This is a genomic window from Arachnia rubra (genome assembly GCF_019973735.1).
GTDB lineage: Bacteria > Actinomycetota > Actinomycetes > Propionibacteriales > Propionibacteriaceae > Arachnia > Arachnia rubra.
Genome location: NZ_AP024463.1, coordinates 2145320 through 2167618, shown reverse-complemented (window position 1 = coordinate 2167618; position 22299 = coordinate 2145320). Strand labels below are relative to the sequence as shown.

The 22299-nt window shown below is 63.7% G+C and carries 22 protein-coding genes and 2 tRNA genes; 17 read left to right on the top strand and 7 right to left on the bottom strand.

Going from position 1 to position 22299, the window contains the following annotated elements; translation table 11 throughout:
* Positions 1 to 37: 37 nt before the first annotated feature.
* From SK1NUM_RS15465 to orn, 4 genes are all read right to left on the bottom strand, one after another.
* Entirely contained in the window at positions 38 to 373 is a 336-nt protein-coding gene (locus SK1NUM_RS15465) for a helix-turn-helix domain-containing protein (protein WP_223927490.1), read from the bottom strand.
* Positions 374 to 415: 42 nt separating this feature from the next.
* A tRNA-His gene (locus SK1NUM_RS09935) sits at positions 416 to 491 on the bottom strand.
* A 203-nt stretch (positions 492 to 694) separates the two neighbouring features.
* Positions 695 to 1015, bottom strand: a complete 321-nt coding sequence (locus tag SK1NUM_RS09930; RefSeq protein ID WP_212321619.1) for a hypothetical protein — start codon at positions 1013 to 1015, stop codon at positions 695 to 697.
* 63 nt (positions 1016 to 1078) lie between these two features.
* Positions 1079 to 1708: an oligoribonuclease gene (gene orn / locus SK1NUM_RS09925; RefSeq protein ID WP_212321617.1), complete on the bottom strand. Its 630-nt coding sequence runs from the start codon at positions 1706 to 1708 to the stop codon at positions 1079 to 1081.
* A 98-nt stretch (positions 1709 to 1806) separates the two neighbouring features.
* On the opposite strand from orn, the gene SK1NUM_RS09920 reads away from it, so the two are divergent.
* The 6 genes from SK1NUM_RS09920 (at position 1807) to uvrC (ending at position 10167) form a co-directional block, all read left to right on the top strand.
* Positions 1807 to 1882: transfer RNA gene (locus tag SK1NUM_RS09920), tRNA-Arg, on the top strand.
* 18 nt (positions 1883 to 1900) lie between these two features.
* Positions 1901 to 3208 carry a PrsW family intramembrane metalloprotease gene (locus tag SK1NUM_RS09915; protein ID WP_212321615.1) on the top strand — a complete coding sequence of 436 codons (1308 nt, stop codon included), beginning with the start codon at positions 1901 to 1903 and terminating at the stop codon, positions 3206 to 3208.
* Positions 3205 to 4935 carry a GTPase family protein gene (locus SK1NUM_RS09910; RefSeq protein WP_212321613.1) on the top strand — a complete coding sequence of 577 codons (1731 nt, stop codon included), beginning with the start codon at positions 3205 to 3207 and terminating at the stop codon, positions 4933 to 4935. The genes SK1NUM_RS09915 and SK1NUM_RS09910 overlap by 4 nt, the downstream gene beginning before the upstream one ends.
* Complete coding sequence (locus tag SK1NUM_RS09905) at positions 4935 to 6503, top strand: GTPase (protein WP_212321611.1); 1569 nt, start codon at positions 4935 to 4937, stop codon at positions 6501 to 6503. Before SK1NUM_RS09910 ends, SK1NUM_RS09905 begins: the two co-directional genes overlap by 1 nt.
* 39 nt (positions 6504 to 6542) lie before the next feature.
* Positions 6543 to 8225, top strand: coding sequence for an energy-dependent translational throttle protein EttA (gene ettA / locus SK1NUM_RS09900; RefSeq protein ID WP_212321609.1), 1683 nt, complete (start codon positions 6543 to 6545; stop codon positions 8223 to 8225).
* A gap of 4 nt (positions 8226 to 8229) precedes the next feature.
* Positions 8230 to 10167: an excinuclease ABC subunit UvrC gene (uvrC, locus tag SK1NUM_RS09895; RefSeq protein ID WP_212321607.1), complete on the top strand. Its 1938-nt coding sequence runs from the start codon at positions 8230 to 8232 to the stop codon at positions 10165 to 10167.
* Here the strand turns inward: uvrC and SK1NUM_RS09890 are convergent.
* Positions 10154 to 11332, bottom strand: coding sequence for an MFS transporter (locus tag SK1NUM_RS09890; protein WP_212321605.1), 1179 nt, complete (start codon positions 11330 to 11332; stop codon positions 10154 to 10156). The genes uvrC and SK1NUM_RS09890 overlap by 14 nt on opposite strands.
* Before the next feature lie 58 nt (positions 11333 to 11390).
* Between SK1NUM_RS09890 and SK1NUM_RS09885 the strand changes: the two genes are divergently transcribed.
* The 11 genes from SK1NUM_RS09885 to SK1NUM_RS09835 all read left to right on the top strand — a co-directional run bounded on the left by SK1NUM_RS09885 (position 11391) and on the right by SK1NUM_RS09835 (position 20195).
* Positions 11391 to 12044: a biotin transporter BioY gene (locus SK1NUM_RS09885; RefSeq protein ID WP_223927488.1), complete on the top strand. Its 654-nt coding sequence runs from the start codon at positions 11391 to 11393 to the stop codon at positions 12042 to 12044.
* Positions 12041 to 12736, top strand: a complete 696-nt coding sequence (locus SK1NUM_RS09880) for an energy-coupling factor ABC transporter ATP-binding protein (RefSeq protein ID WP_212321602.1) — start codon at positions 12041 to 12043, stop codon at positions 12734 to 12736. Before SK1NUM_RS09885 ends, SK1NUM_RS09880 begins: the two co-directional genes overlap by 4 nt.
* Positions 12733 to 13350 (top strand): energy-coupling factor transporter transmembrane component T family protein, encoded by a 618-nt coding sequence (locus SK1NUM_RS09875; RefSeq protein WP_212321600.1) that lies wholly within the window; start codon positions 12733 to 12735, stop codon positions 13348 to 13350. Before SK1NUM_RS09880 ends, SK1NUM_RS09875 begins: the two co-directional genes overlap by 4 nt.
* 52 nt (positions 13351 to 13402) lie before the next feature.
* Positions 13403 to 14266 carry an RNase adapter RapZ gene (gene rapZ / locus SK1NUM_RS09870; protein WP_212321598.1) on the top strand — a complete coding sequence of 288 codons (864 nt, stop codon included), beginning with the start codon at positions 13403 to 13405 and terminating at the stop codon, positions 14264 to 14266.
* Positions 14263 to 15210 carry a gluconeogenesis factor YvcK family protein gene (locus SK1NUM_RS09865; protein WP_212321596.1) on the top strand — a complete coding sequence of 316 codons (948 nt, stop codon included), beginning with the start codon at positions 14263 to 14265 and terminating at the stop codon, positions 15208 to 15210. Before rapZ ends, SK1NUM_RS09865 begins: the two co-directional genes overlap by 4 nt.
* A 38-nt stretch (positions 15211 to 15248) precedes the next feature.
* On the top strand, positions 15249 to 16232 hold the full coding sequence (gene whiA, locus SK1NUM_RS09860) for a DNA-binding protein WhiA (RefSeq protein ID WP_212321594.1): 984 nt from the start codon (positions 15249 to 15251) through the stop codon (positions 16230 to 16232).
* A gap of 121 nt (positions 16233 to 16353) precedes the next feature.
* A complete protein-coding gene (gap, locus tag SK1NUM_RS09855; RefSeq protein ID WP_212321592.1) occupies positions 16354 to 17349 on the top strand; it encodes a type I glyceraldehyde-3-phosphate dehydrogenase in 996 nt (331 codons plus the stop codon).
* 79 nt (positions 17350 to 17428) lie between these two features.
* Positions 17429 to 18640 carry a phosphoglycerate kinase gene (locus tag SK1NUM_RS09850; protein ID WP_212321590.1) on the top strand — a complete coding sequence of 404 codons (1212 nt, stop codon included), beginning with the start codon at positions 17429 to 17431 and terminating at the stop codon, positions 18638 to 18640.
* Position 18641: 1 nt separating this feature from the next.
* Positions 18642 to 19415, top strand: coding sequence for a triose-phosphate isomerase (tpiA, locus tag SK1NUM_RS09845; protein WP_212321588.1), 774 nt, complete (start codon positions 18642 to 18644; stop codon positions 19413 to 19415).
* A 129-nt stretch (positions 19416 to 19544) separates the two neighbouring features.
* Complete coding sequence (gene secG / locus SK1NUM_RS09840) at positions 19545 to 19805, top strand: preprotein translocase subunit SecG (RefSeq protein ID WP_317988059.1); 261 nt, start codon at positions 19545 to 19547, stop codon at positions 19803 to 19805.
* Positions 19806 to 19838: 33 nt separating this feature from the next.
* A complete protein-coding gene (locus tag SK1NUM_RS09835; protein ID WP_212321584.1) occupies positions 19839 to 20195 on the top strand; it encodes an RNA polymerase-binding protein RbpA in 357 nt (118 codons plus the stop codon).
* 155 nt (positions 20196 to 20350) lie between these two features.
* Here the strand turns inward: SK1NUM_RS09835 and SK1NUM_RS09830 are convergent, their stop codons facing one another.
* Both SK1NUM_RS09830 and SK1NUM_RS09825 read right to left on the bottom strand, forming a co-directional pair.
* The gene (locus tag SK1NUM_RS09830; RefSeq protein ID WP_223927992.1) at positions 20351 to 21490 is read right to left on the bottom strand and encodes an SPFH domain-containing protein; all 1140 of its coding nucleotides are present in this window, start codon (positions 21488 to 21490) and stop codon (positions 20351 to 20353) included.
* A gap of 67 nt (positions 21491 to 21557) precedes the next feature.
* On the bottom strand, positions 21558 to 22022 hold the full coding sequence (locus SK1NUM_RS09825) for an NfeD family protein (RefSeq protein WP_212321583.1): 465 nt from the start codon (positions 22020 to 22022) through the stop codon (positions 21558 to 21560).
* Between the last annotated feature and the right edge of the window lie 277 nt (positions 22023 to 22299).

The window sequence follows — 22299 nt, the reverse complement described above, 5'->3', positions numbered from 1 at the left end:
AGGCCGCTTAGTCTTTTCTGTGGCGGCTCAATATGCGTCAACTGCGACATGGATTTCCCCGCTCCGGGTTCGTATAGATGTCGGTAAACTCGACTTTGAATTCCGCAAGTTGGCGGAAATGGTGGTAGAACGATCCTTTCGCTACCCCAGTGGCCTGGCCCAGCATGTCAACGCGTAATCCCTGCGCTCCCTGCTCAGCTAGGAGTCGTGCCGCAATCGCGAACCAGGAGGAGCGATCAAGTCTCGTCACATGCGGACCGTACCATGCCGCATGACCTCTCACGGCGTACGCGTCACAAGTGGATGAAGCAGGAAACTGTATGCCTGAGTCACTGTCACCCACCGGGGAAGGGGTTCGGGTTCTCAGGATCATGGGCTTGGAAAGACTTCGGCAGTCTCGTGCTGAAGCCATCCCTGGGGTGAGTAACGGGATTCGAACCCGCGACATCCTGGACCACAACCAGGTGCTCTACCAGCTGAGCTATACCCACCACGCGTTAGCTTAGCGCGACTGGGCAACGATAGCGCATATCGTCTCGGCTGGAAAATCGATGAGCCCGACCGTGAGGGTGTCATGTGTTGCCGGAATCCGTAGTTGCCCCCAAAGACCCAGTGCGCTGGGTCATCCGCTTGAGTCTCGAGAGGAGGTCAGGGGCCGCCCCAGGTTTCTTATCCGCTGGCGCGGCCCCTGTGGTCAGAACTTGGCTCCTAGCGCGACTGCCAAGTTCCTCGCCCTTGCTGCCTCCTCGTGCCGCGACTGGCGTTCCAGGGAACGGACCAGCAGAGTGTGGGCATAGGAGTTCGTCGGCCTTGACTCGATCAGCTGCCGGGCCAGGCGCTCCGCTTCAGGAAGGTAAGCGGCCTTGAAGTTTGCCAGACTCAGCAGTTCCAGCGCCTCTTCCGTCTCACTGGCTCGTTCGGTGCCTTCCAGCACAGCCTCGAGCTCGACGATGGCCTCCCGGAACCTGCGGTCAGCGATATAGCCTCGTGCAATGACCAGACGCTCATAACTCATGATGTTCCTCCTTTGGGAATCGCCGGAACAACACATGAGCCACCGAGGATATTCCCTGCGGTTTCAAACAGCAGGTCGAGGGGACGTCAGGCCGGTGAGGCTACCCTGATGACGGGCGGCGATCTGCCTGGCTTCCTTCGTGGAGGGACCAGGGTCAGCCACGAATAGGGCATCACGGTAGTAGCGCAGCTCCTCGATCGACTCCTGGATGTCAGCCAGAGCACGGTGGTTCCCCTGCTTTTCGGGTGCCTGGTAAAGCACCCGGGGGAACCAGCGCCGTGCCAGCTCCTTCAGTGAGGAGACATCGACGTTGCGGTAGTGGACGTAGGCTTCCAGCTCCGGCATGTCACGGGCCAGGAACGCGCGGTCGGTGCCAATGGTGTTGCCAGCGAGGGGAGCCTTGCGGGCGGTGGGCACGAATTCACGGATGTAGCCGAGGGCTGTGCTGGTTGCCTCCTCCATCGTGGTGCCATCCCCCAAAGCGTCGAGGAGCCCCGACCTGGTGTGCATCTCGCGCACGAAGTCACTCATGCTGGCCAGCTGCTTGCTGGACGGCTTGATCAGCACGTCAACGCCCTCACCCAGCACGTTCAGGTCCTTGTCCGTGACGAGTACCGCGACTTCTATCAGTGCGTCGTGCTCCAAATCGAGCCCGGTCATCTCGCAGTCGATCCACACCAGTTCATCACTCACCGCCCCAGCCTATTGCCCACGTACGGCAGTGCGCACAGCATGATCCGCCCGACATGCGTAGAATCTCCTGTCAGGAGGTCCCGTTCCGGGCTCTCCGGGCCCCAGTAGCTCAGTGGATAGAGCAACAGCCTTCTAATCTGTCGTGCGCAGGTTCGAGTCCTGCCTGGGGCGCCAAGTACCCTGTAGAGCATCATGACTCAGGTTGTAGATCGGCAACGCTGGCTTTCAGGCCTGCCCCCCGCCTCCCAACGTCCCTGGTGGCAGCGCATGCTGCGCAGCCCTCTGTTCTGGATCACGCTTGTCCTGATCCCATTCTTCGCCTACAACCTGGTCGACCAGTACCAGATGCTGCACCCAGACCGCACCTATCCCGACGGCACGGTGGCGCTCGGTCTCAACAATGAGGCCCTCCGGATGGCAGCCTACTGGGCCATGTGGACAGCCCTGGCGTACACGGTCCTGTTCGTCTGGCTGGACCGCTTTCGTGCCCAGAACCCGCTCATCTGGCTTCTGTCCTTCGGGTGGGGGGCCTGCACTGCCACGTGGGCGAGTATCTATATAAATTCCTGGGCAGGGCAGATGATGCAGACAACCGGCGCCAACGCTGACACCGGGTCGAGGCCTGCGATCTTCATCGCCCCGTTTGTCGAGGAGGCCACCAAAGCCACCGTCTTGTTCCTGTTGGTCATCTTCTACCGGAACCGTTTCATCTCCCGGATCAGCATCGTCTCTCTGGCCGGCCTGTCTGCTGTGGGTTTCGCCTTCGTGGAGAACATCATCTATTACGGTCGCGTGATTGTGTTCGCGATGAACCGCATTGAGGTCGGGGATCCTGAACAGGCGGTGCTTGAAATGGTCAAGCTCCGAGGCATCTACACATCCTTTGGACATCCGACCTTCACGATGATGACGGCCCTTGGGCTGGCCGTGGCGCTCGGGTCCCGCAGCAAGTGGGTGAGGGTGACGGGGCCGTTGGCTGGATTCCTGCTCGCAGCTGGAGGGCACATGCTGTTCAACGGCGTCGCCAGCATCAACCAGACGGATAATCTCAAGAACCAGTGGTACATGGCCCTCGGGGTCGTCATCTCGCTCGCCTTGTTCCTGGTGTTCAGCGTCGTGGGGCAGACTCAGGTGCTGCGGCGCAGGCTCATCGACTTCCGTCAGGCCGGGTGGCTGGAAGATCGTGATGTGCTGGTCTACTCCAATCCATTCCGCCGCATCAAGCTGCATTTGGCTGGGATCTGCCGGGGCCCGAAGATGTGGTGGCGGACAGCGAAGTTCATGCGCCTGATCACCGAGCTGGCCTATACCCGGGAGCAGACCAACCGAGGTACCGTCGGGCCTGGGTCAGATCACCGCACCCATGAGCTGGTGCATCAGATCGAGGAACTACGACCTGATGCGTTGACCGAGACCATAGGGCTTACGATCATTCCTAGGCGTCATACCGCACACGGCGCCGCTTCCTACCCGCCTTCCCCTTACCCTCCCCGTTCATGAAAAATCCCCTGGTTGATGCCCTGACCGGGCTGTTCCTGGTCCTGCCGAACATTAGGTTCCCCGTACCCCTGGACGGTAGCGATGCTCTGTCCGCAAGAGCCCGATCGGTCACCCGGCAGGTTGAGGACTACCTCCTGCCGAGGGCTCGACGGCTTGATGCGCCTCTGCTTGCCGTGGTTGGAGGATCGACCGGGGCGGGTAAATCCACGATCGTGAATTCCCTGCTCGGACAGACGGTGACCCAGGCCGGGGTGCGCCGTCCCACTACGACAGCCCCCACGCTGATCTGCAACCAGGCGGACCGAGGCTGGTTCCGTTCGGGAGCTGTGCTTCCTGAACTGGTCCGGACCGATCATGAGGCGGAGGGGTCGCGGGCCCTGCGCATCGTGACCACCGATCTGCTGCCGGCAGGGCTGGCTCTGCTGGATGCCCCTGATATCGATTCGATCGATGATGACAACCGGCTGCTTTCCCGGCAACTGCTGGCAGCCGCTGACCTGTGGCTGTTCGTCACCACCGCCACCCGCTATGCGGACGCGGTCGCCTGGGAGCTGCTAGATGCCGCCGCTGCCCGTGACGCTGTCGTGGCTCTGGTCCTCAACCGGTGCCCTCCCGCGGCTGAACCGGATTTGCGGACCCATCTCAGACAGCTGCTGTCGGCACGCGGGATCCAACCCCACGGTTTGTTCAGCGTTGCCGAGCAGGATGAGCAGGGCGAGAAGAACGCGGGAGTTCTGCGCTCCGAGCTGGTCTCGGATCTGCGTGTGTGGCTTGGCAGGCTTGCCGTGAGCCGGCAGGAACGTCATGCCGTTGCTGTCCAGACGCTGGCAGGGACAGTGAGGGGACTGGATGCGGAGCTGAACTGCCTGGTCGACGGGACCCGGAAACAGCTGGCGGCCGTGACTCAGCTACGTGACTTCGCTGAAGTCGAATTCCGCTTGTCGATGGAGGAGATAAGCCGTGCCATCGCAGATGGCTCCATGCTGCGGGGAGAGGTGCTCAGCCGATGGCAGGACATGGTCGGCACAGGGGACCTGATGCGGGGCATTGAGGAGAGGATCGCTGCTGCTCGTGACCGCCTCACCGAATGGTTCACCGGTAGGAAACGTGTGGAGCCTGTGGAAGTTGCTATTTCGGAAGGACTCGTGGCTCTGATAGTCGAGCATGGCACCGCTGCTTGCCAGCGGGCAGCTGGACGCTGGTCGCTGACCCCCTGGGGCCAGGCGCTGGTGAAGGGCGACCGTGATCCGCTCGGTAGGCCGGATCCTTCATTCGCTGTGGAGGCGGAGCGACTCGTACAGGCCTGGCAGGGGGACATCTTCACTCTCGTCGAGCAGGAGGGGCGGCATAGGCGTCGCGCCGCCCGGTTCCTGGCGCTCGGCACCAATGCGATCGGCGTCTCCCTGGTGATCACAGTGTTCGCCACCACGGGAGGACTCACCACTGCTGAGGTAGGCATCGCAGGGGGATCCTCTGTCCTTGCCCAGAGATTCCTAGAGGGCATCTTCGGCGATGATGCCGTAAGGCGCCTGGCCGCCCGTGCGAGGGCGGAACTGGAGAAACGGATCTCGGCCCTCCTCGCGTCCCAGTTCGCCCGCTTTGATGCCCGGCTGGACCAGCTAGGAGTTGAGGCCAGCCTCCCAGAGCGCCTGCTCCAGGCGGCCGGCGAATTGAGGTCAGCCAGCACGCAGGCCTTTGAAGCCCTGACCAGGCCGGAGGGCTACTGATGCGTTCCAGGTTGGATCGTCTGACTGAGCTGATTGACGTAACTGAGGGACGTGTGCCCGAGGAACTGATAGCCAGGGCAGCCGGGGTCCTGGAACGTGCCGATCAGCGACTCCAATGGGGCGAGCAGACCGTGGTGGCGCTTGCGGGGTCGACGGGCTCCGGCAAGTCATCGCTGACCAATTCACTCACCGGCTCGGACGTTGCGGTGGCAGGTGTGCTGCGCCCCACCACGGCTGAGACCCTGGCCGTCAGCTTTGGAGTCACCAACGTCCAGCTCCTGGACTGGCTCCAGGTGAGTCGTCGCCATGAGGTCCCCGGCTCCGCAGGTTTTGAGGGACTGGTGTTGCTGGATCTGCCTGATCATGACTCTATGGCGGCCTCCCATCGGGCTGAAGTAGACCGGCTCATGCCGCTTGTCGACCAGTTCGTGTGGGTGCTAGACCCGCAGAAATACGCTGATGCCGCGGTGCATCGCGGATATCTCACACCACTGTCTGCACACCGCGAGGTGGTGGCAGTGGTCCTCAATCAGGTGGACAGACTGCGCATGGAGGACCTCGACGACTGCGTGGGCCATCTGGACCAGCTGCTGAGTGCCGATGGGCTCCCAGGAGTGCCCTTGTTCGCCACCAGCACCGCGACTGGGCTGGGCCTGGAAGCTTTGCGAAAGCATCTTGCCGGAGTCGTGGCCGCGAAGAGCGCTGCCAGGACCCGGCTGTCGGTGGACTTGACTCAACTGGCGGGTGATTTCGACGCCGCATCTCACGCTGGGCCGGAGAAGCTCAGCGAGGAGGACATCGCGGTTCTGGAGGCTGGGCTTGCCGAGGCCGCCGGGGTACCCCGGATGATTGAGGTCGTGGCGGAGGGGATCCGGCGGCGTGGGGTACTCGCCACCGGGTGGCCCATGACCAGGTGGGTGCACCGCCTGCGGCCCGATCCGCTGAGGAGGCTCCGGCCTGGATCTTGGAGCCCAGCCGATGGGGCCGTGGACGCAACAGAGATTAGCCCTGCACCGGATTATGGACCGGTGGCCCTGGCGCAGCTTCGTATCACCTTGCGCCAGTTGTCCGATTCGGCCGGGCAAGGGCTGGGGACTGGGTGGCAGGGGGCCGTCGCGTCTGCCTGTCGCCGGGATCTTGAGCAGCTGCCTGCCCTGCTTGCCGAAGCGGTCTCGGCAACAGACTTGGAGATCTCCCGGATACCGGTATGGTGGCGGGTGGTGCAGGTGCTTCAGTGGTTCCTGATGGTCATGGTGGCGCTGGGGCTCGGATGGTTGATCTTCGATGTGGTTCTGGCCTGGTTTGGCCTGCATCCAGCCCCCGGGGGAGTGGGGACTCTCTCCCTGCCGGCACTGCTCAGCCTGGGCGGGGTAGCAGGTGGTCTGCTGCTCTCGGCCCTGTCAAGAGGGCTTGTCGCCGCCGGGGAACGCGCCACGATGCGTAGGGCAGCGCACAGACTCCACAGCGCCGTCGCAGAAGTGGGGCGGGAGCATGTCGTGGTTCCGCTGACGGCTGAACTCGGACGTCTCGCCGAGGCTCGCCGCCTCGTGCGGGGCCTTCAGAAGTAGCTGGCATACTAGCCAGCGGTCAAGACTGAAGGGGTGCTGATGGCAGAGTTCATCTACACGATGCAGAAGGTCCGCAAGACCGCGGGCGACAAACTGATCCTCGACGACGTCACACTGGCGTTCTTCCCTGGAGCGAAGATCGGTGTCGTGGGTCCCAACGGCGCGGGGAAGTCGACGCTGCTGAAGGTGATGGCTGGCCTGGAGCAGCCGAACAACGGGGACGCGAATCTTGCGAAAGGCGCCACCGTCGGCATCCTCCTGCAGGAACCACCCCTGACCGAGGGGAAGACCGTGCAGGAGAACGTCGAGGAGGCCGTCGCTGACATCAAGGCGAAGATGAGGCGCTTCGATGAGATCGGCATGGAGATGGCGGAGCCCGACGCCGACTTCGACAAGCTGATGGCTGAGATGGGGGACCTCCAGACGGAACTCGACGCCCACAATGCCTGGGATATCGATGCCCGCCTGGAACAGGCCATGGATGCTCTCCAATGCCCGCCGCCGGACACCGTCGTCGATGTCCTCTCCGGAGGTGAGCGGCGGCGTGTGGCGCTGTGTAAGCTACTGCTTCAGCAACCTGACTTACTACTTCTCGACGAGCCCACCAACCACCTCGACGCCGAATCCGTGAACTGGCTGGAAGGGCATCTCAAGTCATACCCCGGCGCCGTGCTCGCCGTCACCCACGACCGCTACTTCCTCGACAACGTCGCGGAGTGGATTTGCGAGGTCGATCGTGGCAAGCTCCACCCCTACGAGGGCAACTACTCCACCTATCTGGAGACCAAGCGGCAGCGTCTCCAGATCGAGGGAAAGAAGGACGCCAAACGCGCCAAGATCCTGGAGAAGGAGCTTGAGTGGGTGCGTTCCTCCCCGAAGGCCCGCCAGGCCAAGAACAAAGCCCGCCTGCAACGCTACGAGGAGCTGGCCGCCGAGGCGGAGCGGTTCCGCAAGATCGATACCGCCGAGATCAACATCCCGCCCGGCCCGCGGCTGGGGTCCGTCGTGCTGGAGGTCAGTAACCTCACTAAGGGTTTCGGTGACCGGGTGTTGATCAAGGATCTGTCATTCTCGCTCCCGCGGGCTGGGATCGTCGGCATCATCGGTCCCAACGGGGTCGGTAAAACCACTTTGTTCAAGACCATCACCGGCCAGGAGGAACCCGATTCCGGGTCCGTCAAGGTTGGCGATACGGTGTCGTTCAGCTACGTCGACCAGAACCGTGCCGGCCTGAACGCCGAGGAGAACGTCTGGCAGGTGGTCTCCGATGGCCTGGACCACATCAAGGTCGCAAACTTCGAGATGCCGTCGCGTGCTTACGTCGCCAGTTTCGGATTCAAGGGTCCCGATCAGCAGAAGAAGGCCGGGGTGCTCTCCGGCGGTGAGCGCAACCGTCTCAACCTGGCCTTGACCCTCAAGCAGGGCGGCAATGTGCTGCTCCTCGACGAGCCCACCAACGACCTCGACGTGGAGACCCTCTCCAGTCTGGAGGACGCGCTGCTGGAGTTCCCTGGCTGCGCTGTCGTGATCTCCCACGACCGCTGGTTCCTGGACCGTGTCGCCACCCACATGCTCGCCTGGGAGGGTGAGGACGAGGACGGCACCCCCCGCTGGTTCTGGTTTGAGGGTAACTTCGCGGACTACGAGACCAACAAGATTGAGCGCCTGGGTGCAGAGGCAGCCCGTCCTCATGCCTCCAAGCACCGCCGGCTGACCCGCTGAGGCGATGGCTGACCCGGCCAGCTACCGGCCCAGGCCGGGCAGCATCCCCACAGAACCCGGCGTCTACCGGTTCTTCGACGCCTTCGGAAACGTCATCTACGTCGGCAAGGCGAAGAACCTACGTTCCCGGCTCAACTCCTATTTCGCCGACCCCGCCTCACTGCACTTCCGCACGCAGACCATGGTCCGGACCGCTGCAAAGGTGGAATGGACCGTGGTCGCCAACGAGCTGGAGGCGCTGCAGCTTGAATACACCTGGATCCAGCAGTTCGACCCGCGTTTCAACGTCAAATACCGCGACGACAAGTCGTATCCATGGCTGGCGGTGACCTGGGGTGAGGAATACCCCCGGGTCTTTGTCGGGCGGGGGGCGAAGCGGCGCGGCACCCGCTACTTCGGGCCGTTCGGGCAGGCATGGGCCATCCGGGAGACGGTGGATGCGCTGCTGCGGGTTTTTCCGATGCGTTCCTGCACCGATGGGGTCTTCAAACGAGCCAAGGCATCAGGCCGGCCGTGCCTGCTGGGTGATATCGGAAAGTGCTCCGCGCCCTGCGTCGGCCGGGTTGGCCCTGAGACCCACCGCGAGATCGCAGACGGTTTCTGCCGTTTCATGGCGGGGGAGTTCGATCAGATTGTTGGTGAGCTGGAACGCGAGATGCTCCAGGCCTCGGCGGAGCTGAACTTCGAACGGGCGGCAGTGCTGCGTGACCAGCTCGCTGGGCTTGCCAAGGCCCGGGAACGCAACACCGTGGTGCTCTCCGAGGACACCCGGGCTGATGTGGTGGGTTTCGCCGATGACGGCCAGCAGGTGGCGGTACAGGTCTTCCATATCCGTGGCGGCCGGATCACGGGGGAGCGGGGTTGGATCGCCGACCGCTCTGACGACCGCGACCTGGCCGAGCTCCTGGAGTCCTTCCTGTTGCAGCTCTACGCGGCGGACAGCCCGCCCCCTCCGCTGATCCTCAGCTCTGTGCCGGCCGAGCCAGAGCTGGTCGCGCTGCTGGAGGAGATACGCGGCGCGCGGGTCAAGGTGCGCGTCCCACTGCGTGGTGACAAACGAACCCTCCTGGAGACCGTGCTGCGCAATGCCGAGCTGACCCTTCAGCAGCAGGCCACCAAACGCGCCTCGGACCTGACGACTCGTAATGCGGCGCTGGAGGAGATAGCTGAGGCTCTCGGCCTGCCGGAGCCGCCACTGCGCATTGAATGTTTCGACATCTCCCACACCCAGGGGGCCGAGGTGGTGGGTTCGATGGTGGTCTTCGAGGATGGTCTGGCGCGTAAACCCGACTACCGGCGGTTCGTGATCAAGAGCTTCGAGGGATCCAACGACGTCGCCGCCATGGACGAGGTCCTGCGCCGCCGCCTGGGGCGGCTACTGGATGAGCGCGGCCGGGCAGATGACGAGTCCGGGCCGCTGCTGATCGATCCCACCACCGGTGCTCCTCGTCGGTTCTCCTACGCGCCTGCGCTGATTGTCGTCGACGGCGGCGCACCGCAGGTGGCAGCTGCGTCCAGGGTTCTCCAGGAACTGGGACTGGCTGAGGAGATCGCGCTGTGCGGGCTGGCCAAGCGTCTGGAGGAGGTGTGGCTGCCTGATGAGGCGTATCCCGTCATCTTGCCGCGTGCCTCTGAGGGACTGTATCTGCTGCAGCGGGTCCGTGATGAGGCTCACCGGTTCGCCATCACCCACCACCGTGGCAGGCGCAGCAAATCGATGCTGTCCTCGGCCCTGGATGGGGTTTCCGGTCTCGGTGAGCTGCGCCGCAAGGCGTTGATATCCCACTTCGGGTCGCTGAAGAGGCTGCGCGCTGCCGGCGTCGATGAGATCGCTGCGGTACCTGGGTTCGGGCCGAAACTGGCTGCTGCCGTCCATGAGGCAGTCGCGGGAACTGGTGGTGAGGCCATCAACCTGGCCACCGGTGAGGTCACGCCGACGTGAGGCCAGGGATTCCCAAGTCTGGCTGAGAACGGCGGAATGCAGCTGTGACGATCACTGCCAGGCTTCCGATGGCCAGACTCGCCAGCATGCCGCCCCGTCCGCCGTTCAAGGAGTCGATGGCCATGCCGGCCATCGCGGAGCCGACGGCGGCACCAATCAGCTGCCCCGTGGTAATCCAGCCGTAGGCCTCTGCTGTGTCGGCGAAGGGAACACTGCCCGCTATCACCGATGAGACGGCCGCTATCGAAGGGGCGGTGCCCAGGCCGGCGATGAACAACGCCGCTGACAGTCCCCAGAATCCTGACACCACCACGGCCAGACCCATCCCCAGCACCATGACCAGGAGCCGCAGGGCGAGCGACCACTGCCCGATGGGGCGGTGCCCGATCGCCAGCCCACCGATCAGGGAGCCGATGGCGGAGATGGCCAGCGCAAATCCACCGAGCAGGGAACCCTCGCCGAACCAGGCGACCACGGCCGCCTCCATCGCTGCCAGGGAACCGATCAGGAGCAGCGAGGCCACGGTCATCAGTGACACCGAGGGTCTCAGCAGCACCTTCCCGAATTTCCCCGTTGCCGCGGGAATCCGCAGTCCGCGGACCGCGGGTTCCAGAAGGAACAGCAATGCCCCTACCAGCTGGATTGCGACGACGATCAGGAGCGCGGTCATGGTGCCCAGGGAGACCACGAGGGCGGTGATCAGGACGGGGCCGAGCACCCAGATGATCTCCTGCAGGGCCGCATCGAGACTGAACAGGGGAGTGACCAGGTGCTGCGGGACAAGTTGTGGGTAGAGAGTGCGGATGGTCGGCTGGACGGGCGGGATGGTGGCTCCGGCTGCTGCTGCCAGCAGGATCATGGCCCACAGCGGCAGTGGGAACACCACCAGCGGGGTCAGCGAGGTGGTCGTGATGATCAGGGACGCGAGCAGCACTGGCAGGGTGCCGAACCGGCTGAGCTGGCGGGTGATGATGGGGCCGGCGACCGCCATGCCCACCGAGAAGGCCGCCAGGACCGCACCGGCGGAGGTGTAGTTACCCTGCACATGCTCGACATGCATCAGCATGCCGAGGGAGAACATCCCGGCGGGGAGCCGTGCCGCCAGCTGACTGGCTATGACTCTTGCCAGTCCCGGGATCCTCAATAGCTCGGCAAAGTCACGCACGGCGGAAGTGTACGGGTCGGCGGCGAGTTCCCGCCACGAAGGTTGTCCCACATGCGACTTGAACGTTGTTCAATGCGGGGTGTTGAATGTCCTGCGAACTCTCAAGAAATCCCAGGAGGAGACCGTGACCTCAGCCCAGGCTCGTTCCCCGCAGTTTTTCCAGGCCAGTGACTTGGCGTACATCGCGGTCTTTGCCGCCTTGATCGCGGCCTTGGCCTTGGTTCCAGGATTCAACATTGGCCCCATCTCCTTCACCTTGCAGACGCTCGGCGTGGGACTGGCGGGCCTCTGTCTTGGCCCGTGGCGGGGTTTCGCCGCGACTGCCCTGTACGTCGTGGTCGGGGCTGCCGGGCTTCCGGTCTTCGCCAGGGGCGCGGCTGGCATCGGCGCGCTGGCGAGCCCTTCGGGTGGTTATCTGATCGCCTTTCCCTTCGCGGCGCTGCTGACCGGTTTCGTGACCGTCTGGGTGTTGCGGCGCGGTCTCAGCGCCATGACCCCCGTCCTCTTCTTCCTGGGACTGCTGCTCGCACGCTACCTGATCATCATGCCTCTGGGTGTCGTCGGCATGATGCGTGCTCTGGGTTTCGACTTCGGCAAGGCTCTGATGACCGACATGGCTTTCTGGGCGAGCGATGCGATAAAGAGCGTCATCGCGGTCCTACTCGCCTACGCGGTGCACCGAGCCTTCCCCCGCCTGCTCGCCCAGCGGTGATCCGGCTTGCCGGCGTCGGCGTCGCCATCCCGCCGCTGCGCAAAGGGGCTGAGCCCAAGGTACTTCTTGAGGGGGTGGACCTGACCCTTCAAGAGCACCGGGTGGCGGTGATCGGAGCCAACGGCTCGGGGAAGTCCACCTTGCTCCGGCTGCTGAATGGCATGCGCTCCCCGACCTCGGGGAGTGTCACCGTCAATGGTCATGACACCGTCAAGCGGGCCCGTCTCGTGCGCCGGGAAGTGGGGTTCATCTTCACCGATCCCCTGGCGCAGCTGCTGATGCCCACTCCCATCGAGGACATCACACTCAGTCTGACGCATCTGCCCCGCGCAGGACGTGCCGCCCGTGCCCAGCAGCTCCTCGACGAACGTGGCTTGGGGAAGCTGGCCCATCAGAGCATCTACGATCTCTCTGGCGGTGAACGCCAGCTGGTCGCGCTGACCAGCGTTCTCGCGGTGGGGCCGAGCATCATCGTCGCCGACGAGCCGACCACTCTGCTCGACCTGCGTAACAAGACGGCCTTGCGCCGCACCTTCGCTGGTCTGGAGCAGCAGCTCATCTACTCCACCCACGACCTGGAGGTGGCAGCCGACGCAGACCGGGTGATCGTCATCGACTCAGGGCGGGTCGCGGCTGACGGTGAGCCTGGAGAGGCCATCGCCTGGTATGAAACGGCCATGGGGGCAGCGTGAACGCCCAGGTCAGTCTGCTTGGGCTGTACCAGCCAGGCGAGGGATGGCTGTTCCGGGCCGGCGTGGGGTGGAAGTACCTGATCATGCTCGCCCTCAGCATCCCGGCGCTAGTCCTGCAGCAGTGGCCTTTGACAGTCTCGTCGCTGATGGCGACAGTGCTACTGCTCTTCAGCTCAGGCATCGGGCTGGTGCGTGCGCTGCGGATCGGCTGGGTGATGTGGCTACTGCTTGCTGCGCTGACCGCCTATCACCTGGTGGTCTTGAACCCGGGGGCGGCCGTGGTGCAGCCAGGAAACCTGCTGCTGGCCATCCTCGCGGCCCGTCTGCTGACATTGACCACATCGACGCCAGAGCTGCTTTCCGCCCTGGCATCGGCGCTGCGCCCGCTCCGGTTCATCGGACTGAAACCCGACTCGATCGCCCTGATGGTGGCGTTGATGATCCGTTCGATCCCTTATCTGATCGGTTTGTTCGGCGACTCGCAGGACGCCGCGCGGGCCCGCGGGGCTGAACGCAACCCGGTGGCGCTGCTGGTTCCGGTGGTGCTGGGCGCGGTTGCTCATGCGGAACGCACCGGCGAGGCTCTTGCTGCTCGTGGTATTGGGGAACGTTGACACGCTTTCAACAACTGCGAGTTTGCCCGTTGGGACCGGATAGGGTTTTTCCATGGCGGAAGTGCAGGGTCCAGCGGAAGTCGTAGTCGTGACCGGTATGTCCGGGGCTGGGCGACGCACAGCCGCCCACACCATGGAGGATCTCGGCTGGTATGTGGTGGACAACCTGCCGCCTGCGATGCTGCCCATCCTGGTGGACCGGATGGGGTCCGCCGAGCGCCTGGCCGTGGTGGTCGACGTGCGTTCCCGGGAGGAGTTTGAACAGCTACCGGCTGCCTTCGCTGACCTCAAACTACGCGGATACCGCGTCACGGTGCTGTTCATCGAGGCCAGTGACGAGGTGATCGTGCAGCGGCAGGAATCCAACCGGCGGCCGCTGCCGCTCCAGTATGACGGCCGCCTGCTCGACGGCATCGTGCGTGAGCGGCGCCTGCTCGCTGACCTGCGGGCCTCCGCGGACATCGTCGTCGACACGTCCAGGCTGAGCGCACGGCAACTGGCCCAGCGAGTCTCCAACCATTTCGGTACCGATGCCACCGACACCCTGAGCGTGGCTCTGATGTCCTTTGGGTTCAAGAATGGCCTGCCGGTGGATGCCGACATTGTCTTCGACGTGCGGTTCCTTCCCAACCCCTACTGGGTGCCGGATCTGCGTCCGAAGACGGGGCTCTCACCGGATGTGGCCGATTATGTCTTGTCCCAGGAGGCAGCCCAGGATTTTCAGCAGTGCATGCTGGAGGTGATACAGGTGGCCGCCCCCGGATACCTGACGGAGGGTAAGCGGCAGGTGACGGTCGCGATCGGCTGTACCGGGGGTAAACACCGCTCCACCTCCATGACTGAGGAGCTAGCCACCCGGCTACGGGCATGCGGCTATGGTGTCAGCGTGCTGCATCGGGATCTGGGGAAGGAATGAGCTGGTCCAGAGGATCTGCGGTCGTCGCCTTCGGTGGTGGCCACGGACTCCACACGTCTTTGACAGCGCTGCGGCGGATCACCGACCGGCTTACCGCCGTCGTCACGGTGGCGGATGATGGGGGATCCTCCGGACGGCTGCGCCGTGAGTTCGGGTGTCTTCCTCCCGGTGACCTCCGCATGGCCCTGGCCGCGCTCTGCGGCGACGATCAGGTGGGGCGGCGCTGGGCGAGTGTGCTGCAGTCGCGGTTCTCGGGGGCGGGTCCGCTGAGTGGCCACGCCATCGGCAACCTGCTCATCGCGGGCCTGTGGCAGCAGCTTGAGGATCCGGTGGCTGGCCTCGACATGGTGGGAGAACTGCTCCGTACCCGTGGCCGGGTGCTGCCGATGAGTTCGGTTCCTCTACAGATCGAGGCTGATGTGCTGGGGCTTGACCCGCTTGCCCCGGACGAGCTGTGCACCCTGGCGGGACAGGCCACTGTGGCCAAGACCCGCGCGACTGTGCAGTCGGTCAGGCTGGTCCCGGAGGATCCCCCAGCTCATCCAGAGGCGATCGCGGCAGTGCGGCAAGCCGATGCGATCGTGCTCGGGCCAGGGTCCTGGTTCACATCCGTGATCCCACACCTACTGGTCCCAGAGCTGCGTGAGGCCATCTTGTCGACTCCGGCCCGCCGTATCCTCGTGATGAACATCGCAGCTGCCGATGAGACCGACGGGTTTACGGCTTCCCGTCACATCGAGCTCCTGGCTGAGCATGCCCCGACCCTGCGTCTTGATTTCGTATTGGCGGACGTGGGATTTGTAGGTTCTGACCGTCACCTTACGCAGTTTGCGGCCTCACTCGGCGCTGAACTGGCGGTCGCGGACATCCGCTGCCATGACGGCAGCCTGCGCCATGATCCTAAGAGACTTGCCGATGCCTACCAGGAGCTTCTTGTGAGCTAGGCGGACATGGCAGTGGATTTGGTGGAATGATGGCTTCCATGGCGTTGACCCAGAAGGTGAAGTCGGAGTTGGCAGCGGTGGCCACACCCCATCCGAACGCGCGTCGGGCCGAGGTTGCCGCGATGCTCAGATTCGGCGGTGGACTGCATCTGGTGGGGGGACGTATCGTCATAGAGGCCGAGCTAGACTCCGCGGCTGCTGCCCGGCGGCTGCGTACCTACATACACGACCTCTACTCGCTGGACTCCGACCTCTTGGTGATCAATGCCACAGGGCTGCGCCGCACCACCCGGTATGCGGTGCGAGTGATGCGGGACGGTGAGGCCCTGGCCCGGCTCACCGGGCTGGTGGATCAGCGCCGCCGTCCCGTCCGGGGACTGCCGGCCATGGTGGTCGGGGGTTCCATGGCTGATGCGGTCGCCGTGTGGCGGGGTGCCTTCCTCGCCCGGGGCTCCCTCACTGAGCCTGGGCGTTCCATGGCACTGGAGGTCACCTGCCCTGGCTCAGAGGCTGCCCTGGCGCTCAGCGGTGCCGCCCGTCGGCTGGGCATCACCGTGAAAGCCCGTGAATCGCGCGGAGTGGACCGGGTGGTCCTGCGGGATGGGGAGGCCATTGCCGATCTCCTCACCCGGATGGGAGCCCAGGAGACGCGCCTGATCTGGGAGGAGCGTCGCATGAGACGTGAGGTCAAGGCACAGGCGAACCGGCTCGCGAATTTCGACGACGCGAATCTGCGCCGCTCTGCCCGTGCTGCCGTGGCAGCCAGTGCCCGGGTGGAGCGTGCCCTTGAGATCCTGGGCGAGGATGCCCCAGCGCATCTGGTCGCGGCCGGCCGGCTCCGCATCGAACACCGGCAGGCGAGCCTCGAAGAACTCGGTAAGCTACACGACCCGCCGCTGACCAAGGATGCGGTTGCCGGGCGTATCAGGCGGCTGCTCGCTACTGCCGACAAGGCTGCGGAGGCGGCTGGCATCCCAAACACCGAGGCCTCTCTGCCAGCTGATCTGAGCGATCCCCAGTGAGGATGCACCCCCTTCTGGGATCGGCTTTCCACGGCTAGGATAGAGCTGTCCGAAGGGCGTTCGGTTGCGCCATCCAGGCGTGGCGGGCTCCCAGGTATCTCTCGAAGGGGATCAATTCGAAATGACCGTCAAGGTTGGAATCAACGGCTTCGGCCGCATTGGCCGCAACTACTTCCGCGCGCTTGTCGCATCCGGCGCTGAACTCGAGGTGGTTGCCGTCAATGACCTCACTGACAACAAGACCCTCGCCCACCTCCTGAAATACGACTCCATCCTCGGACGCTTCCCCGAAGAGGTCTCTTACGACGATGACGCCATCATCGTTGGCGGCAAGGAGATCAAGGCTTTTGCGGAGAAGGATCCGGCAAACCTTCCCTGGGGTGAGCTGGGTGTCGATATCGTCGTCGAGTCCACTGGTTTCTTCACGGACGCCACCAAGGCCAAGGCCCATCTGGAGGCCGGTGCCAAGAAGGTCCTGATCTCGGCTCCTGCCAAGAACGAGGACATCACCATCGTCATGGGTGTCAACGATGATAAGTACGACCCGGCTGTTCATAACATCATCTCCAACGCGTCCTGCACCACCAACTGCCTGGCCCCTATGGCCAAGGCGCTCAACGACGGCCTCGGCATCATCAAGGGCCTGATGACCACCATCCACGCCTACACCCAGGACCAGAACCTGCAGGATGGGCCTCACAAGGATCTGCGCCGCGCCCGCGCCGCTGCTCTCAACATCGTGCCCACCACCACCGGAGCTGCCAAGGCGGTTTCCCTGGTGCTGCCTGAGCTGAAGGGCAAACTCGATGGTTACGCTCTCCGTGTCCCAGTTCCCACGGGCTCTGCCACAGACCTCACCTTTGAGGCTCCCCGCGAGGTTACGGTCGAGGAAGTCAACGAGATCGTCAAGAAGGCTGCGGACGGCAGGATCCTGGTCTACACCGAGGAGCCGATCGTGTCCAAGGACATCGAGACCGACCCGGCCTCCTGCACCTTCGATGCTCAGCTGACCAAGGTGATCGGCAACCAGGTCAAGGTCGTCGGCTGGTACGACAACGAGTGGGGCTACTCGAACCGTCTCGTGGATCTGACGGCCCTCGTTGGCAGCAAGCTCTGACCCCTACAAGAAGTGACCCTTCGGCCCCGTCTGCACTCGTGTCGGCGGGGCCGATGTGTCCCCACCGAAAGGACCCCCTATGAAGTCTGTCTCCCAGCTCGGGGACCTCGCTGGCAAACGCGTGGTCGTCCGCTGCGATTTCAACGTGCCTCTCGACAGTGACAAGAAGATCACTGATGACGGCCGTATCCGTGCCGCCCTACCCACCCTCAACGAGCTGCGCGAGGCTGGAGCCCGCGTCGTCATTCTCGCTCATCTCGGGCGTCCCAAGGGAGAACCGGATCCGCAGTTCTCCCTTGCCCCTGTAGCAGCCCGTCTCGGTGAGCTCCTCGGCGTGCAGGTGAAGTTCGCCTCCGATGTCGTCGGCGCCTCCGCGAAGGCCACCGTCGAGTCTCTTGGCAATGGTGAGGTGGCTCTGCTGGAGAATGTCCGGTTCGAGGCCGGTGAGAAGTCTAAGGACGAGGCTGCGCGCAAGGAACTGGCGGCGAAATACGCGGCCTTCGGGAACTTCTTCGTTTCCAACGGTTTCGGTGTGGTGCACCGCAAGGAAGCCTCCGTCTACGACATCGCAAAGCTGCTGCCCTCGGCAGCAGGTTCGCTTGTGAAAGCCGAGATCGACGTGCTGGAGGGTCTCACCGAGGCACCTAAACGCCCGTTCGTCGTGGTGCTGGGCGGAGCGAAGGTGGCCGACAAGCTAGCCGTCATCGACAATCTCCTCAAGGTGGCTGACACCCTGGTCATCGGTGGCGGCATGGCCTTCACCTTCCTTAAGGCACAGGGCTTCGGCGTCGGGCAGTCACTGGTTGACGACGCCTCCCTTGAGGCCTGCACCGGCTACCTGAAGGCAGCTGACGCTGCGGGCAAGCGGATCCTGCTGCCCGTGGACGTGCGGGTCGCATCCGAGGTGGACTTTGGTGGGCGCACGGTCGGCCAGGTTGATGTGGTCCCTGTTGACGCCATCCCCGGTGACAAGATGGGCCTCGACATCGGACCCGCCACGGAGAAGCTGTTCAGCGACGCCATCCGCCAGGCCAAGTCGGTTTTCTGGAATGGCCCTATGGGCGTGTTCGAGATTCCCGGGCTGGAGTCAGGCACACGGGCTGTCGCACAGGCTCTCACCGAGGTGGACGGCATCAGCGTTGTTGGTGGCGGTGACTCGGCTTCCGCCGTGCGGGCTCTCGGCTTTGCCGAGGATGCATTCGGGCACATCTCCACCGGCGGGGGCGCGTCTCTGGAACTGATGGAGGGTAAGACCCTGCCCGGCATCGCTGTTCTGAAGGAAGGTAACTGACATGGCACGCAAGCCGATCATGGCGGGCAACTGGAAGATGAACCTGAACCACGTCGAGGCGACGGGGCTCGTCCAGAAACTGGCGTGGACCTTGGCGGACAAGGAGTACGACGGCAGCTCCGTCGACTGCGTCGTCATTCCCCCGTTCACTGATCTGCGCACCGTGCAGACTCTGATCGAGGGCGATCGTTTCCCGATCCAGCTTGGGGCGCAGAACGTTTCTGAGCATGACTCAGGTGCCTACACGGGTGAGGTCAGCGCCGGGATGCTGGCGAAGCTGGGGGTCCGCTACGTGGTGGTCGGGCACTCGGAGCGGCGCCAGTACCACAACGAGACCGACGTTTTGGTCAACGCCAAGGCAGCCAAGATCCTGGCTGCGGGCATGGCCCCCATCATCTGTTGCGGTGAGGGCCTGGAGATTCGTCAGGAGGGGCGTCACGTCGAGTACACGCTGGAGCAGATCCGTGGCTGCCTGAAGGGGCTGGACCCCGAGCAGGTGGCTTCGCTGGTGATCGCCTACGAACCGGTATGGGCCATCGGCACGGGAGAGGTCGCGACTCCAGGGGATGCCCAAGAGGTCTGCGGCGCCATCCGGCAGGAGGTCGCGAGGTTGTACGACCAGGCCACCGCCGATGCGGTCCGTATCCAGTACGGCGGCTCCGTGAAGGCTTTCAATGTGGCCGAGATCATGGCGCAACCTGACGTCGACGGTGCTCTCGTTGGCGGCGCCAGCCTGAAGGCTGAGGAGTTCGCTGCGATCGTGCTTTTTGCCTGAACCGTGGCCTCCAGCCGCGGGGTCGTCACTGAATATTCAGTGACGACCCCGCGGCTGTTAAGGCCATATGGGTGCGCTTCCGGGACCCACGATGTGATGAATTTGAACCCCTCAGTTAGACTACTGCGCGTGATTGTCCCACTCGTCAGCTGGCCCATAGTCACCTTGTCGGTCATCTTGATCATCCTGAGTGCCTTGTTGGCACTGTCCGTACTCCTCCACAAGGGTCGTGGTGGCGGCATGTCTGACTTGTTCGGTGGTGGCATGTCCACCGCCATGGGAGGTGTTTCCACTGCTGAGCGCAGACTGGACCGCATCACCTTTGTGCTGACGCTGATATGGGTGCTGACAGTCATCGGCTTGCTGGTGCTTTACCGCATCGGCGTTTGAAAGAAGAATATTTCCGATCCCTGAGGAGTAGTTGTGGCAGGTGGCAACGCCATTCGCGGTAGCCGTGTCGGTGCCGGACCAATGGGTGAGGCTGAGAGGGGCGACGCGGCTCCAAGGCTTCATGTCTCCTACTACTGTGCCAGCGGGCATGAGACCCGTCCCGCGTTTGCCGTTGACGCGGTGATCCCGGAGTCCTGGGATTGCCCACGCTGCGGGCTGCCCGCGAACACCGACGCGGAGAACCCGCCGCCACCCCCGAAGATCACTCCCTACAAGACGCACCTCGCATACGTGAAGGAGCGCCGCACCGACGCTGAAGCCGAACAGATCCTGGCCGAGGCAGTCTCCTCGCTGAGAGCCCGCAGGGCCGCAGGGGAAATCCTCTACTGACGGGTTCCTACGGGCTCCGGCCAATATGAGAGTTCTCCGTGCCCGACATTCAGAGGTAAGGAACCCTCATCCTTGTCGTAGGAGCTGGCATACAGCATGAAGCCCCGCCTGGTTGGCCATTTGACAATGGTTTCCCGGGCGGGGCTTCGCTGTGCCTAGATGCCGTCTTGAGACTCTTCTTGTCCCCAGCCGCCAGGGCTGAAGGACCCCAGGCCTTGTTCCAGCCCTGGGGCCTGGTCACCAGTTGGCAGAGAAGCTGAGCTGTCTCTGCGTCCAGCGCCAGGACCGCTGTCGAGAGCCTGGGCATCGGCGATGGCCTGTTCAACCGTCGCCTTGCTTTGCTCTTGATCCTTCTTTGTCTGCTCCTCGATCTCGGCATGCACGTCCACCGGATCCGGTGCGGCGAACCGGTGAGAGGCCTTCGAGACGTAGTCACGCACATCAGTGGCGTTCGCCACCTGGCCCAGGCCCTTCAACGCATCGCTGAGTTCGCTGGGAACGATCCACATCTTGTTCGAGTCGCCACTGGCCAGGCGAGGCAGCATCTGCATGTACTGGTAGGCGAGCAGAGCCTGGTCTGGTTCTGCTGCGTGGATGGCGCTGAACACCGTGGTGATTGCCTGGGCCTCGCCCTCGGCTCGCAGCATCTGCGCCTGCCGGTCGGCTTGGGCTCGCAGGACCGCGGCTTCCCGGTCACCCTGGGCTCGCAGGACCGCAGCCTCCCGGTCACCCCCAGCAGACAGGATCTGCGACTGGCGCTGCCCCTCTGCCAGGAGAATGGAGGCCCGCTTGTCCCGTTCTGCTCGCGCACCCTTCTCCATGGCGTCGCGGATGGTTGGCGGCGGCTCGATGGCTCGAAGCTCGACACGGTTCACCTTGATTCCCCACTTTCCGGTGGCCTCGTCCAGTACAGCCCGCAGGCGCTGGTTGATCTCCTCACGAGAGGTGAGGGTGGCCTCAAGGTCCATGCCACCGATGATGTTGCGGAGTGTGGTCATGGTCAGTTGTTCGATGGCGGCCCGGTAGTTCTGGGCCTCGTAGGCTGCGCGGACAGGATCGACGATCTGGAAGTAGATGACTGAATCAATCGAGACAATCAGGTTGTCCTCAGTGATCACACCCTGCGGTGGGAAGGGCACCACTTCCTCACGCATGTCGAGGGCGTAGCGGATCTGGTCGAGGAAGGGAACCACGAGGTGGGGACCCGGGTCCAGGACCTTGCGGAATTTCCCGAGGCGTTCGACGATGGCCACCTGCTGCTGGCGGATGATCTTCAAAGTGGTTGTGAACAGCATCACAACGACGAGGGCAAGCAGGATCAGGATTATTAATGTCAAGGTATCTCCTTATGGTTTGCTGACGTCAGCGAGCGATTGGGTAGACGATCAGGGTGATGCCGTCGAGATCGAAGACCTCGATCTTCTCCCCAGCCTCAATGGCGATGGTTTCGTCGTAGCTGCGTGCCTGCCAGATCTGCCCATCGATTTTCACCTCACCTGAATTGGCGGTGATCCGGGAGGTCACATCACCGGCTGATCCCACCACCTTGTCCAGCGATGAGCGATAGCCTGGAGCCCGCCGAGTCTCCTCCAGCAGGGTGGGACGCAACAGAAAGAGCGTGACTACCGCGGTCAAGAGGGAAACCACTACTTGGAGCCAGAGCAGATCGGGGAACGCCAGCGCCGTCACTGCGCCGAGTACCGCGCCGCCAGCAAGCATCAACAGCGTCAGGTCAAGGGTGAGTAGCTCGGCGGCAGCGAGCAGTAGCGCGATCATGCCCCAGGCAGCCCATGGATTCTGACCCAACCACGCCAGGAACTCAGACATGTTGCTGTTCTCCGGTACAGGGCACGATGCTGGTCCGCGGGCCGCTTGGCTCTGGAACTGCCCCGCGTTTGATGGCCACACCCACTGAGTCTGCGACCGTTTTCATGCCTCAAATTTACCGGAAGGGCAGTGCAGGCGTCCCTTCGGCGGAATCTCCACAATGTGTGCGTGGCCGAAAGCACAATTGTCAGGTTTGCGCTGCCGGAGCAAGGGAATGCGACATGGCTGGCGTACTACGCCATGAGTGCGGTCTGGGCCGGTTGCGATTGAGTTCCGC